This window comes from Paenibacillus turicensis (assembly GCF_017873435.1).
In the GTDB taxonomy this organism is placed as follows: Bacteria; Bacillota; Bacilli; order Paenibacillales; family Paenibacillaceae; genus Fontibacillus; species Fontibacillus turicensis.
Window position 1 is genome coordinate 1 of the sequence record NZ_JAGGKG010000030.1, and the last position, 15,320, is coordinate 15,320.

Here is a 15,320-nt window from a genome sequence, read left to right on the forward strand (position 1 = left end):
GATATCTTGCTTCTTTTAGACACTATAAAAACTCCCATCATGGTAGAAGTAGAATTTTTGTTTTTTCTACTGTCTACTATGATGGGAGCATATCAAACTTTAAGCAGTAACCTATTTTTTATTATTGTGATACTGAAGCAGTCTTACTTATATTCCCCTGCTCTTGCCGCTGAACATGAACCTTGCGTATGAAAAAGGATAGCAATAATGCAACAACCGTAATCGCAGTTGCAATCACAAAGGCATGATCAATCCCCTGTAATGTTGCAGTACGAGTTAACTGTGCAATTTGCCCTGCATTTGCTGGGTCCTTCGGGTTAATCCCTGCTTGCCCAATTAATGAAGTCAACTGTCCTTTTGTTTCCGTTGTCATCACGGTGAGTAATAACGCCGTTCCCATTGCCCCAGCAATCGTTCTTAACGTATTTGACATCGCAGTACCATGAGCATTTAAGGAAGCAGGTAATTGATTAAGCCCGGCTGTTTGGATAGGCATCATTAGCATCGACATGCCAAACATCCGAATCGTGTATACAAGGATTAAGTGCGTATACGTCGTATCTAATGTAAGTTTGCTAAACTGCCATGTCGTTACGGTCGTAATAATAAGTCCAATGACAGCTAACCATCTTGCCCCGATTTTATCAAAAATAATGCCAGTGATTGGGGACATAATTCCCATTAAAATTGCACCAGGCATTAATAATAGTCCTGATTCAAGAGGCGTAAAGCCACGTAGATTTTGTAAATAAATCGGCAACAAAATCATAGCAGCATATAAAGCCATCGTAATAATCACATTAATTAACGTCGTTAAACTAAACATACTATAACGGAACACTCTAAACTCTAAAATCGGGTTACTTGAAAAAATTTGACGAACAATAAACCAGATGAGTGCGATTATTCCAACGATGAGACTTACTATAACCTCTGTACTATGCCAACCATCGGCGGAGCTTCCCGCTTGGCTAAAGCTATATAATAAGCCACCAAAGCCCGCAGTGGATAAAATTACCGACCATATATCTAGATTAGGCTTAGAGGTTTCTGTTACATTGCGCATAAACACAATCCCTAATACAATCGATAACACTGCAAACGGAAGTATGATCCAAAATAAAGTGTTCCAAGGGTGATGCTCAATGACCCAGCCAGATAAGGTTGGGCCAATCGCAGGTGCAAAAATCATTGCAATCCCCATCATCCCCATCGCTTGTCCCCGTTTTTCAATTGGAAAAATAGTTAAGAAAATAACGGTCATGAGTGGCATTAAAACACCAGCGCCTGATGCCTGCACTAATCGACCGATTAAAACGACAGGAAAGCTATTTCCTAACGCACAAATCAAAGTACCGATCGAAAATAAGCTCATTGCTGCAATAAATAATTTGCGTGTACTAAATCTTGCCATTAAAAAGGCACTTATCGGAATAAGTACGCCATTTACTAGCATAAAGCCAGTAGATAACCATTGAATTGTTGTATAGCTTACACCAAGATCCACTGTCATTTTAGGTAAAGCTATATTCATTAACGTCTGATTTAAAATGGATACAAATGCTCCAATAAGTAGTGCCATTACAATTGGCCATTTTTTGAAAGTAAATGTATTATTCGTTGCTGTATTCATAGTTGATTTTCTTCTCTCGCTTTCTCTAATGACTCAATAATTTGTTCATGTGTATTTAGCATATGGATAATCTCTTCTTCATTTAGGTCTTCTAAAATATTGTTTAAGATACCTGAATATCTTACGTTAGTAGTATCATGAACCTCCTTTCCCCTCTCCGTTAGTACTAAAGTGACTGATCTGCGATCAATAGGGCTACGATTACGTTCAACTAATTCGGCTTTAACTAAGCGATCCACAACACCGCTGACAGTACTAGCACCAAGCTGCATTTTCTCAGCTAAATCTGTAACTCCAATTTGATCCTCATTACGTAAAATTTTCAGAGCGTAAAATTGAATGCCTGTTATCCCAGATTTCTCAGATTGCTCAGTAAGCAATTGAAAAAAGGACTTTTTTACAGCCCTGAAAGAATGCACAATGTCATGCATATTAACTTTTTGCGCCAATTCTACCATTCCTTCACATTCTAACAATTAAATACTTCGTACAAGAAGCATCGCATACGAAATATTAAACTTTATTATAATGAATGTCAAGACATAATTAAATTTAGGTCGATCAAAGTACTGATTTTTAAATAGAGCTTAAATTTATTATCAAAAACATATATTATAGAGGAAGATAAATGAAGAAAGGGGCACTGACTTATTAACAAAGGTACCTTGAGATCGGCATTATGCTAGCAAGAACAATCTCATGATTCTAATATAAGATTGTTCTTGCGTAACCCTACCTTAAACTATAGGAGGCGCATAATGAACAACAAAAATACAATGCAGTACACTGTAAGCCAAAAATATAATTCCCCCATGTTCATAGCTAAATTTATGGGACCTAACCCTTTGAAATTGCAGGAAGAGATGCTGAAAAATCATAAAATTCCTGCTGGGAGTATCGTCTGTGACTTAGGAAGTGGTCAAGGTGTCACAAGTGTTATGCTAGCAAAAGATTATGGTTTTACTGTATATGCCACTGATTTATGGAGTGACCCGCAGGAAAACCGCAAATTTTTTAATGAAATGGGACTAACAGAAGAGCAGATCATACCCGATAAGTCTGATGCTACCGACTTTCCATTTGAAGAAAATTTTTTTGACGCGGTGATTAGCACTGATTCCTACAACTATTGGGGGCGTGATCCAGAATACCTGGATGCAAAGCTGTTACCTTTCGTTAAAAGTGGCGGTTATCTTTACATCTGTGTTCCTGGCATGAAAAAGGATTGTCATGATCACCTTCCAGAAGAACTACTCCTTTCATGGACACCCGAACAGCTTGCTTATCTACGTGACATCACCTACTGGATAGAAATATTAAATAGTAGTGAGGACGCTGAAGTCATCTCCATCTACGAAATGAAAGGAAATAATGATGAGCTTTGGGAGGATTGGATAAGCCAAGAAAATGAGATTGCAGTAAATGATCGTAAAGCAATCGGTGCTGGCGGTTTGAAATACCTGAATTTTATTGCTTTTGTATTGCGGAAAAAGTAACTGAGTTAAAAATATTTAAGCCCGATTCTCACCTGGATTTCATCCAAGTCATCGGGCTTTTTTAGTCATAATTATAAGGATTTAAATCGTTCTACTTATTTTGAATAAGACCGTAACTTTTCTCGTACGTATTTCCCTGTTGGTTTTAAGTCCTTTTCTTCCCAATGTCCCTGTACAGAGGCGCCTGGAACTAATACTGCGGAGTCTTCTGGATGATCCGCTAGATTCCAATTAAACCAGCTAATGCCATGCTCGTCCAAAAACGCCAACCACTCATCGGACTTGTCTAAATATACGCCTTCATCCCCACTTGCTAGCGTCGTTCCCCATTCACTTACAAACACACCTGCATTTTTATTTAATGCATATCTAATTTTGTCTCGAAGCTCCTCACCATGTGTGCCTGCATAAAAATGAGCAGTATACATCACATTATGATCTTCCAAAGGATGATCTGCGGCGTGATGAACGTCTTGGCTCCATGTGCCTGTGCCTACTAAAATTAAATTTTGTTTATCATAGGAACGAATCACTTCGATAATTTCTACAGCGTAAGGTCTAATTTCCTTCTCCCAGGTCACATCCTCGCCATTGGGTTCATTACAAATTTCATAAATTACATGTGGGTATTGATGGTATAAACCTGCCATTTCTGCAAAAAACGCCTTTGCCTCTTCTTTATGCATATTGGGATTGTTATCAGATAAAATGTGCCAATCAATGATGACGTATAAATCTAAGGAGATACATATTTCTACTGCTTCTTTTACTTTCTCTTTGAGATGAGGTTGGCTTATGTAGCCGTTTTCACCAGTATACATTGCAATCCGAAAAGCGTTAACGTTCCAATCTTCCTTGAGCCAAGTTATTACATCTCGATTTACATAATTTCCGAACCATTGCATCCCATGAGTGCTAATTCCTCGCAGTTGGATTTTATCACCATTTTCATCATATAACGATGATTGCTGAACCTGAAGCTTACCTCTGAACAGACTCATTCCACTTGCTCCTCTCATTGTTTTATCTCTAAGTTTTAGTTACCATATACTTCAATTTTTCTTCTACTTAAATTTACCTTATAATATATTGTTTTGCAAAATATATATATCCGATAATACGAAAGTGATGCTATACTTATGGTATAAATATCCTATTATTTAGTAAAGGAGACTCAATTCTTATGGCATGGTTTCATAAGCTTCCGTTTTCCAAAAAAATTTTTTATGCGTGTTATGTTGTTGCAGCATTTTTTGCTATCCCAACCTTGGTCACATTCATAATAGTAGGAAAAATATTTACAGGTATTTTTTTAACCTTGATCTTGTTAACGCTTACCTTTCCCATTGCGATTTATTTAAGAAATGTATTGTCCGATTCCTTTACCACCCTTTCGCATGCTACAGCTAGAGTTGCAAAAGGTGATTTTACAGGCAGTATTAATGCCTCAGGTGGAATTGGTGATTTAAGCGTCTCCTTCAATAGTATGGTAAATAAGCTCCGTAGCATCCTACAAGAAACCTCACAGATCACTCGAAAAGTTATGAACTCAAGTAACTCTATTTCTGATAAAAATCACAGCTTAATTGACGTTATGACACAAGTGGGTCAATCCTCTAATGAGCTAGCCATCGGTGCTGGCGAAATTTCGCAAGATATCGGCAACATGACCAAGTCAATTAGTGATATTGAGCATAAAATTAATGATTATACCACTACTACCCAAGTGATGAACCAACGCTCTTCTGATACCTTGCAGCTTGTTGAAACAGGCCGAAATGCAGTTTCACGTCAAGTATCTGGTATGCGTAAAAATATTGATGCTACTAACAAAGTGGCAAGTACAATTCAAGCCTTAGCAGAAAGTGCAAGAGACATCACACTCATTACTACTTCGATTTCTGAAATTGCGGATCAAACAAATCTACTGTCATTAAATGCTTCTATTGAAGCGGCTCGGGCAGGAGAGCAAGGTGCAGGTTTTGCAGTTGTAGCTCATGAGGTTCGCAAACTAGCAGAGGAATCTACAAAATCTACGAAGGAAGTATTTAAGCTTGTACAAATTATAGATCGAGATATTAAAGAAGCAAATGAAAGCATGATTTTAAATGAGAAGATTGTAAAAGAGCAAGGTCAATTAATGGTAGAAGCAGAGCAAGTATTCAATCAAATTATTGATAGTGTCCAATATATTGGCAAGCAGGTTGAAGACTTTGCCAAAGAAAGTATACTGATGCTGGAAAGTGCTAAAACAATCTCTAGCTCGATTCAGAACATTTCTTTGATCACAGAACAATTTGCTGCAGGAACAGAAGAGGTATCTGCATCTATGAACGAGCAAATCTCCTCAATTCAAGCGATGGCTGCTGAAAGTGAAACGATGAAAAATGCAGTAATGCAGTTAAATAAAACGATCAATATATTTAAGTTTTAAATAAAAGTAAAGAATAGCCCTGATTATAATTCATTTCAATGATCAGGGTTATTTTCATCTCTATTGGCGAAGACAATTTGATTCCTTCCCTTTTGCTTCGCATGATACATAGCTAAATCTGCCTCTTTAATCAGGTTAGGACCTAATCTCACTCCCCTTCTGCTGCTACTAACTCCTATACTAGCAGAAAGGACCATAGACCTATCTTCAATTCCTATAGGTCTGCTAAATTGCTCCAGAATGGCTGATGCTATCTTTTGTGCCTGTGCTTCATATTTTGTTTGGACTAAAACGATAAACTCATCGCCACCTACACGAAAAATGAGGTCAGAATTGCCTGTGGCCTGCCTTATTCTCCTTGTTGCTGTACGTAATAGCTGATCCCCAGTTTCATGCCCCCAGGTATCATTGATCTCTTTAAAATGATCAAGATCGATGTACAGCACAGCATGCGCTCTTTTAGCCTTACACGATTTCATATAATACAACATCCCATTACGATTAAATGTCTTTGTTATGGAATCACGATATGCGAGGTTTCTTAGTACAGCACGTTGCTTAAATGAAATATGTAAATATATACTTGCGGTAACTATGACAATAATCCCTATTTCAACAAGGTACATTTTATCACCAACGATGATTAATTTAATTTTTAGGTATAATAAAACTTATGGTTGTCCCATGGTCCAGTACACTTTGGATTTTAAGACCATGCCCATAAAGTTGTTTCAAGCGGCGATCCGTATTTAGCAATCCGATTCCTTGTTCTAGCTTTTTATCTCCTTGGAGCAGGTTGTGAACCTTCTCTTCAGTCATTCCAACGCCATCATCTATTATTTTGATTTCAACAAGCTGTGGAAACTCTTTAATGTTTATCGTAATACTTCCACCACTTGCACGTACTAAAATTCCATGCTTTATCGCATTTTCGACAAGGGGTTGAATGGAAAGCGGTGGTAGTTCTATTCTTAAATGCTCTGGAATTTGCCAAATCACTTTTAATCGATCTCCAAAACGTTCTTGCTCGATATATAAATAAGAACGAAGCAATTGAAGCTCATGCTGTAAAGGGACAACACGCTGCAGATTGACATCATGAAAACTAGTCTGTAAATAATTACCAAACTCCTCCAATAAGGCAATCATCCGATTTATATCAACTTCAGATAAGGAAGCAATTGTATTTAATGTATTAAATAAAAAGTGGGGCTGTATCTGTGCTTGCAACCAAGCCGCTTCTAGTCTAAGACGTTCATTAATAGAACGTTGTACATTAATCAAAGCATGTACCCTTGTTTTCAATTCTAAGCTATTGATCGGTTTAATTAAATAATCATTTGCTCCCGCTATATATCCTTCATACATATCTTCAGGATGGCTATGCGTTGCTAATAACAAAATAGGGAGCTCTGATAACGAAAACTTTGATCTAATTTGTTGAGTTAATTCATAACCAGAACGTTGTGGCATTGCAGCATCCGTTATGATAAGACTCCATTCCTGTGAGTCTAGCAAGTCCAGTGCTGCCTTTGTATTAGTAACAAAAGTAACATCATAATGAACAGGTGTTAAAATATGATCCAACACTTTTAAATTGGAGGGGTCGTCACCCACCGCTAAAATTTTTGGACGTTCAGGATGATGGAGCATATGGGCAAACATCGCAGATGAATTTTCTTGCATCAATAGTAACTGCCCTTCAGGGTCTTGATCCTGCTGGTCTAATTCTAATTGTCGCACTTCGTCAGTGATTGGCCTCACTTGGTTTGCACCTCCATGTAGTCCTATAGTTTCCTTACCTATATATGTATACATAGGGAGCAACACACTCTATCATTTTATCTATCACTCCCAATTAGATTTAATATTACAATTATAATTTAGCTTGAACAATTAATCGATGTGTCGGGTTAATCATAGGATCACATGTAATTAAAGTTACAATAGAATCCTGACCATTTGTATCTAATACAGATAAATCGGTAGGCTCCACAATAACAATATTATAAACCTTATATATATACTTTTGCTGGTCATTTTGCACAATGATTTCATCGCCAATTTTAACTTCACCTAACCGATTAAACAACCTACCCTCTTTATGAGCGCGATGAGCCGCGATTGCTGCGTTACCTATTTGTCCTAAAGGTGTTGTCTCAGACATATGTGCTGCGGCGTGTCTCATATTTTTTTTGGTTGCTCCTTCTAGAATAGGAAGCTTCAAATTTATAGAGTCGATAGAAATAATGCCTAAAACACCTTCTTCAAGCTTAATAGGCTGTGCTTTATTTTCATCGGTGGAGGATACACCTTCATCAAGTAGCTGGGAAACTTGAGCATAATCTTGACCTATCATACTATTTTCAGATACGGTTGAACCCGCTTCAGCAATTTCGAGCAAATGATTTTGCTCTTGATCTGCAAGCCACTCATTTACTGCAGGAAATAGCATGATACAAAAACCAGCAATAATTAATAAATAAGAAAGTTTTTTCTTCAACTGTTTGTCTTCCTTTCACTCTGAGTAGTTATTAGCACACTTATCAGTTTAGTTACCCTCAAGCTTATTGATTTCCATTGATTATATTAATTTATCGTTAATGACGATAATGGTTTATAATCAACAAGCTTCAAGGCAGAAAAGAAGTAATTGGGAATACCCGTTTACTTCTTTTCTTAAGAATATCAACATAATTTCTTAATTGCGTTTATTATGACGAATTAAAAGTCCACCAGCGATGAATAAAAATCCAAATCCGACATAAGGCATGCTGCTTGTTTCCCCTGTTTGTGGCAATGTAGTTACGCTACCTAATGGAAGCTCTTCATCTGCCAGTTCTATGATCTCGTCTGTTGCTGAAGAAGGAGAAGGATCTACAGGTTGATCTAAATTTTCAGATTGTTGTTCAGGTTCTACTGGTTGTTCTTTTTGCTCAACAGCTCCAAATGGTATTGGTTCATCATCAATCTCCACAAACTCCGAAACATCAGGAATTGTTGGGGTTGTTGGAACCGTAGGAGTCGATGGATCCGTTGGATCGGTCGGATCCGTTGGGTCCGTCGGGTCCGTTGGATCGGTCGGATCCGTTGGGTCCGTTGGATCGGTCGGGTCCGTTGGATCGGTCGGATCCGTTGGATCGGTCGGATCCGTCGGGTCGGTCGGATCCGTTGGGTCTGTCGGATCCGTTGGGTCGGTCGGATCCGTTGGGTCCGTTGGATCCGTTGGGTCCGTTGGATCGGTTGGATCGGTTGGATCGGTTGGATCGGTTGGATCCGTTGGATCCGTTGGATCGGTCGGATCCGTTGGGTCGGTCGGATCCGTTGGGTCTGTTGGATCCGTCGGATCGGTTGGGTCCGTTGGATCGGTCGGATCCGTTGGATCGGTCGGATCCGTTGGGTCCGTTGGATCCGTTGGATCGGTCGGATCCGTTGGGTCGGTCGGATCCGTTGGATCGGTCGGATCCGTTGGGTCGGTCGGATCCGTTGGGTCGGTCGGATCCGTTGGGTCCGTTGGATCTGTCGGATCCGTTGGATCGGTCGGATCCGTTGGGTCGGTCGGATCCGTTGGATCTGTCGGATCTGTCGGATCCGTTGGGTCTGTCGGATCCGTTGGATCGGTTGGATCCGTTGGATCGGTCGGATCCGTTGGGTCTGTCGGATCCGTTGGATCGGTTGGATCCGTTGGATCCGTTGGATCGGTCGGATCCGTTGGATCGGTCGGATCCGTTGGGTCTGTCGGGTCTGTCGGATCCGTTGGATCGGTCGGATCCGTTGGATCGGTTGGATCCGTTGGATCGGTCGGATCCGTTGGGTCTGTCGGATCCGTTGGATCGGTCGGATCCGTTGGATCGGTCGGATCCGTTGGATCGGTCGGATCCGTTGGGTCTGTCGGATCCGTCGGATCGGTCGGATCCGTTGGGTCTGTCGGATCCGTCGGATCGGTCGGATCCGTTGGGTCTGTCGGATCCGTTGGATCGGTCGGGTCCGTTGGGTCGGTTGGATCCGTCGGATCGGTCGGGTCCGTTGGGTCCGTTGGGTCTGTCGGATCCGTTGGATCGGTCGGATCCGTTGGATCCGTCGGTGTTATGGGTGGATCCACGCCTGTAAACGGTACGGTGTGGAGCTCGCCACTTCCTGATAATGATTCGGCTATAATGGTGCCGTTAATATTGCCATTGTTAAACTCAACGTTTGCTAGTGGCGCTAAAATTGAGCCCCGAACGCCTACGGCTTCGAGCTTTAATGATTTAGCTTCATAAAAGTTAAACAACACATTTGAATTGTTTACACCACCTTGACCATTAAAGAAAAATTCTCCGCCTCCAACTCTCCTGTTTTCTCCACTCACATTAATAATGACAGTGGAACCAGGTGGAACGTTAATTTTAAGTTCTGAAATGTCTCGGTCAATGTAAAAAATATTAATAGTCGGATCACTTCCGTTTAATTCAATTCCTGAATAATACGGGTTATAATACGTTTCACCAATATTCACATTCACTTTTTTTGCTAGGTCGTCTGAGGTTTGTTTCAGGTAACTGCCCTCTTTTGCAAAATCAATTGGAGATGTCCCTTGATGAAGTTCACCATCTCGCACGGTAGGCTTATTAATCAAATTCCCACCATATATTGCGTGGCTACCTTGAACTTCTCCCCCTTGGTAGTTTAAATCACCACCAACGACTAAAGCATATTCACCTGAAGTAAGTCTTGAGTTTACCGTGTAATTGTTAAATGTTGCATTTCCACCTACAGCAACTCTGCCCTCACTATCGGAGCTTTGCCTCATATCTCCAAATATAAATGCATTATAATCCCCTGCTACTCCTAAAAATGAAGAAAATGCCGCTAGTTGCTTCAGCGAAAGGGAAGACACAGATACAGGGGGATCTACTGGGCTAGCAAATGCAACATTAGCGTAATGTCCCCGAAACAAAATAACAGTAGTGATAAGCAACACCTTGAAGCTTCTTTTTACAACCTTATTTCCCTTTATCCTCACGTTCCGTTGATCCCTTTCTTTGTAAATTTTTTAACTGTCTGCTAAATTAGTTGTCATATAACAATATGATCTATCTGTCTCAACAAATTCTCAACAAATCAAAAAAAGTTAAATATTTTTTTCCATGTTCATTTTTACTTTTTCAATAAACTGCTGGCGATTCCTTCGATACACGCTATAACAGTTTTTTCCTAACTTTTTTGCTGCGTACATCGCTGAATCCGCCTCAGCTAAAAGCTTTGTTTTTTCTACCTTGTTTGACTCGGTCATTGTTATTCCTATACTCCCAGTAACATACAGCTCATGATTCTCAACATAATAAGGCTTGCTAATTAAACCTAATATAAGACCAGCGAGAATCTCTACCTTGTGTGGCTCACAATTTTTCATAATAAATATGAACTCATCACCACCAATGCGAAATGCGAGTTGATTTTGATTTGTAATCCGACTTAATTCGGTGCTTACATTCCGTAATAAGGCATCGCCAACATGATGACCAAACGTGTCATTTATAGTTTTAAAATGATCAAGGTCTAAATATAATACAGCAAGCTCGCCTCTCCCTTTATACCGACTCCAAAAGTTCTCTAAACCATTACGATTAAACAACCCTGTTACATCGTCTTGATAAGCTAAAACCCTCAGCTTCTTTTTATCGAGTTCTACAACAATCACCATAACTAGTAATACAGCAATAATAATCATAACCACGATGATACCAATATGCTCCAATATATTCACCTTATCTCTCAACAATCTTGCAGGTATACAAAACCCTACAACAATATATGTTCACTTTAATTACTATGATAATTATCACTTCTAAACAAATTCTAAACAATTCTTTAAAGGGTCTATTTTATTGCTTAAAAAAAGAGATATCTCAGAGCAACTGCTCTGAAATACCCCTTTAAACAACTATTTATTTTTTGCGATTCCGAATCACGTTAAAGCGAAGGTATAATCCATAGGTCAAAAGAATAAAACCGATACCATACGTCACAAAAGGAATTTCTTCACCCGTCTGTGGTAAATAAGTAATCCCTGATGCTTTTGTAGGTTTATTTGTTTCAGGTTTATTGTTATTTGGCTTGTCGCTAGGTGAAGGTTCAGATGAATCCACTCCCTCTAACGGAATTTCATCATCGTCTACATCCACAATTTCTGGATTAGGATTGCTATTTGGTTCTTCTGATGGTGTTGTTGGTTGTTGTGTGTTCGGATTTCCTGGTGTATTAGGTGTTCCAGGATTACTTGGCGTGCCTGGGACCGAAGGTGTAGATGGGTTACCTGGTTCTGTTGGTGTCTCTGGAGGTTTAGGGTCTGTCTTTTTACTATTAAACACAGTTAGTGTTAAGACATTCCCCTCATCCTTTATACTTTTATCGATCGTGACACTAATCTCTGTTTGGTCAAGCACATAACCTACTGGTGCTGTAATTTCTTTTAATACATATTTTCCATATAACAGCTTACTAAATATAGCTTTACCATCTTCATCTGTTGTTACCTGCAAGGTAGCTTGCTTTCCTTTTACATCTGAAAGCTCAAACACAGCTCCTTTTAAAAATTTCTTCCCATCCTCTTTGTCTAGCTTAACAATTTCTAAGTTACCGACAACACCTGTACCAGAGCCAGAACCTGATGAACTACGAACAATAATCTCTTTATTTGTAGTTAGCTCACCAACCGTGATGCCATCCCCTTCAAATTTCACTTTATTGCTAACAATTTCTCCATTTGCTGCGTGGATCAGTGATGAATATTTTAAAATATAAGCTTGGTTTTCAATCGACTTCGTAAATTTCAATACAAATTGTCCTGACCCATCATTTGCTAACTGAAGTGTATAATCCGCACCTTTTGCCAGTTCGGTAGTTTGAGTTAATGAGCCATCTGCGGCAGCTACAGCTTTATATAAATGAAATGAATCTGCAAGTACAATTTGATTTGGTGTTGGTTCATCATAAATGATTGCATTTTTGATATATGATTGGCCTCTGTTAATGTAAATCGTCCAATCAATGGCATCATCGTTTTGCACACCACTTTTAGAAACATATTCGCCACCATAAGGGATATTAACTGAACCTTCCCAAGTTGCAGAATAATCATCCGCCTTAAAGGTCACTTCATTAGACACAACTTTATCTACGACTTGATTTTCTAACGTTGTCTCAAACGTAATCCAATAAGGGCTATTAATTGTGTTTTTAAACTTAACGGTCAAGGTATGATTATTTTGTTCCGTAGGTGAGATGACTTCATATTGAGAAGGATCAACCAATTCACCTTGACGAGTCCCGTCCCACCAGCCTAACAATTCCATCTTATACACATGTAGAGAACCTTCTTTATAAACTTGATTAGGCTGAATAACATCGATGATTTGAGCATTTTTTAATTCTTTTTTATTGTAATTTGCTTTAATCGTCCAAGTTATTGCTTTATACCTTGCATCATAGGAGCCTGACTTTGCTCCATTATTTCTTGTTAAATTATCAGGCCAAAATGTATCACTTACTGTAATACTTTTAGGAGCATTAGCATCATCTCCCCATGAAATCAATGCTTGGTTCGGAAATTCTCCACCGGCTGGTGCATTGCTTATATGATGTGGGTGCTTCCAGTCATTGTTGAACTCCGTTGTATAGCTGATCGTATGCTTAGTATTAAAAGGATAACTAGCCTTGAAGCGAAGCGTAAAGCCCTGCTTCCCAAATTCCTCACCAACGCCCCCAATTTCAAGCTCATAATTAGACGCGTCTACCTCAACACCGTTCGCATCAAGCACCTTTAATTGATCCTGAATAAGCTTTAAGCCACCCGTTGGAAAAATATCTCGAACGACGACATTTTTCATTTCATAATTGTCTTCATTGATAACGATCTTCCAGTCCACAAGCTTCAAGTTATAGTCCACGTCACCACGTTGCTTTTTCCCGATCACGTTCTCTAAGGTTTGACTCGCTTCCTTCGTTTCCGATCCATTACCGTCTGGTTTGATTACAGTGACACTATTTCTTACGTTTAATCCATTATCTTCAACTCGCTTTGTTGCCTTTGTTGCATATTTAATAATATATGCGTCCGTAATATCCTCATTAAATTGTAGGTTAAAGCCATTTTTACCATCATCATTTGTAACTGGTGTTAATACATAGTTACTTACAAGCTGAGATTCATTAGGTTGGCTTCCTGCGTCTGCACTTACACGGTAAACCTTAAATGAGTCTTGTACTAGCTCCTGATCCCCATTAAAACGGTCAGTTAAAAGTGCATATTGCTTTGCGATTGTTTTTTGACCGAAATTGTATTTAATGATCCAATGAACCGTTTGATTTGGCGCATCATAACTTTCTACCGTTTTTTCAAGTAATGCACCGCGATGAACATTTACCGTAGCCGATGCGGTTGCTTCGTTAATGTTACTTCCTGTTAAAGTCGCTTTATTGGTGAACTGAGCTAACTCACTATCTGGATCTATTGGGGTGGAATAAGTAACTCTATAGGCAGAGTTGATTCCAGGCTCATTAAATTTAATTTGTAGCTGATCATTTTCAACCTTCACCACGTAATTAGTAGCTAACTCTCCTAATGTTGGAGGGCTATTTATGCCCACGTTTAAATGGTACACCTGTACAGAGGTTTCATCGAGGCTTAGACCAGCAGGAATAGTATCACTTAATACAGCATTGTCTATGGTCTTGAGCGTCGTATTAACATCTACACTCCAGTTAATTTTATTTGCTTTTTCAGCAACACCTTGCTTCGTTAATGTCGTTCCGCCAACTGGCTTGAAATAAACGGTTTTTGTTACAAAGCTATCTGCAATTGGAAAAACAATTTCAACCTTGTTGGTTTCAGAAATAATTTGTGAGCTGAAATTTGTTTTTACCCCAATATGCCCACTAACTTGAGAATGGTTTTTTACAAATTCATTAAAGGTGATCGTCACATGCCCTTGTGTATCGACATTAAAGGTACCCACTTGTTCTCCATCAAAGGATAAAGGTTCATTTTTTATCGTTGTGTAGATTTCAAATGCTTTTGGAATATCAAATTCATACGTAGAACCCGCTTGGAAGGTATGATCATCTGCCAAGCTCCAGTTGTAACTAATTTCTACCGCTGCATTAAGGTCTAGTTGGTCATCACTACCTTCGCCAATCACGACACCATTGCTATCCTTAATAGTGACACCTGTAATGGAGAAGCCAACCGCCTCTGCGGGATTTTCAGTTGTCTCAGGCTTCGTCGCTTCCAAATCAGTTTGTTCAGGTTTCTCTGACTGTTCTGATTGCTCCGATTGTTCAGGATTTTTTATTTCTTCTTCTGATTTATTTGGTTGCTCTGTTGGTTGCTCTGTTGGTTGCTCTGTCTCACCATTAGAAGGTGGAATTATATCTGTAGATCCCTCAGTTTCATTTGGTGTTGCTGGCATGACCACTGCAGGTGATTCAGTAGCATTGTCACTTGCGTGTGCAGCAGGTATCATAACTCCCATAAAACTGTGTAATAGTAATATGAATGCCATACATAAGGTAAAATACTTCTTTCTCATGTTTAAATGCAGTCCTCCTAAATTTCATAATGGTTACTAATATGACATCGACGTAAAGATGATGCCCACAACCCAAAAAATATGATATATCTCACATCTATACAATTTCTGAACAATAAAAAAAGCCTTATGGGTAAACGGGGGTCAGTCCCACGCCCATAAAGCTTCGATCTGGTTTTCTATAA

General features: G+C 39.3%; 11 protein-coding genes. 2 read left to right on the forward strand and 9 right to left on the reverse strand.

Annotated features, from left to right (window positions below; genetic code table 11):
- Positions 1–121: 121 nt before the first annotated feature.
- Both J2Z32_RS21195 and J2Z32_RS21200 read right to left on the reverse strand, forming a co-directional pair.
- Positions 122–1,633, reverse strand: a complete 1,512-nt coding sequence (locus tag J2Z32_RS21195; protein WP_210091201.1) for a DHA2 family efflux MFS transporter permease subunit — start codon at positions 1,631–1,633, stop codon at positions 122–124.
- On the reverse strand, positions 1,630–2,082 hold the full coding sequence (locus tag J2Z32_RS21200) for a MarR family winged helix-turn-helix transcriptional regulator (RefSeq protein WP_245251680.1): 453 nt from the start codon (positions 2,080–2,082) through the stop codon (positions 1,630–1,632). Before J2Z32_RS21200 ends, J2Z32_RS21195 begins: the two co-directional genes overlap by 4 nt.
- Before the next feature lie 309 nt (positions 2,083–2,391).
- On the opposite strand from J2Z32_RS21200, the gene J2Z32_RS21205 reads away from it, so the two are divergent.
- Positions 2,392–3,129 (forward strand): SAM-dependent methyltransferase, encoded by a 738-nt coding sequence (locus tag J2Z32_RS21205; protein ID WP_245251681.1) that lies wholly within the window; start codon positions 2,392–2,394, stop codon positions 3,127–3,129.
- Positions 3,130–3,224: 95 nt separating this feature from the next.
- Here the strand turns inward: J2Z32_RS21205 and J2Z32_RS21210 are convergent, their stop codons facing one another.
- Positions 3,225–4,130: a glycoside hydrolase family 5 protein gene (locus tag J2Z32_RS21210; RefSeq protein ID WP_210091202.1), complete on the reverse strand. Its 906-nt coding sequence runs from the start codon at positions 4,128–4,130 to the stop codon at positions 3,225–3,227.
- Between the two features lie 182 nt (positions 4,131–4,312).
- On the opposite strand from J2Z32_RS21210, the gene J2Z32_RS21215 reads away from it, so the two are divergent.
- The gene (locus J2Z32_RS21215; RefSeq protein ID WP_210091203.1) at positions 4,313–5,563 is read left to right on the forward strand and encodes a methyl-accepting chemotaxis protein; all 1,251 of its coding nucleotides are present in this window, start codon (positions 4,313–4,315) and stop codon (positions 5,561–5,563) included.
- Positions 5,564–5,598: 35 nt separating this feature from the next.
- Here J2Z32_RS21215 and J2Z32_RS21220 read toward each other — a convergent pair whose 3' ends face one another.
- From J2Z32_RS21220 to J2Z32_RS21245, 6 genes are all read right to left on the reverse strand, one after another.
- Positions 5,599–6,189, reverse strand: coding sequence for a GGDEF domain-containing protein (locus tag J2Z32_RS21220; RefSeq protein WP_210091204.1), 591 nt, complete (start codon positions 6,187–6,189; stop codon positions 5,599–5,601).
- Positions 6,190–6,211: 22 nt separating this feature from the next.
- Positions 6,212–7,327 carry a histidine kinase gene (locus J2Z32_RS21225; protein ID WP_210091205.1) on the reverse strand — a complete coding sequence of 372 codons (1,116 nt, stop codon included), beginning with the start codon at positions 7,325–7,327 and terminating at the stop codon, positions 6,212–6,214.
- A gap of 112 nt (positions 7,328–7,439) precedes the next feature.
- A complete protein-coding gene (locus J2Z32_RS21230) occupies positions 7,440–8,066 on the reverse strand; it encodes a class D sortase (RefSeq protein ID WP_245251682.1) in 627 nt (208 codons plus the stop codon).
- A 198-nt stretch (positions 8,067–8,264) separates the two neighbouring features.
- Complete coding sequence (locus tag J2Z32_RS21235) at positions 8,265–10,568, reverse strand: choice-of-anchor A family protein (RefSeq protein WP_210091206.1); 2,304 nt, start codon at positions 10,566–10,568, stop codon at positions 8,265–8,267.
- A gap of 108 nt (positions 10,569–10,676) precedes the next feature.
- The gene (locus J2Z32_RS21240; RefSeq protein ID WP_342453988.1) at positions 10,677–11,312 is read right to left on the reverse strand and encodes a diguanylate cyclase domain-containing protein; all 636 of its coding nucleotides are present in this window, start codon (positions 11,310–11,312) and stop codon (positions 10,677–10,679) included.
- Positions 11,313–11,493: 181 nt separating this feature from the next.
- Complete coding sequence (locus J2Z32_RS21245) at positions 11,494–15,078, reverse strand: collagen binding domain-containing protein (RefSeq protein ID WP_210091207.1); 3,585 nt, start codon at positions 15,076–15,078, stop codon at positions 11,494–11,496.
- Between the last annotated feature and the right edge of the window lie 242 nt (positions 15,079–15,320).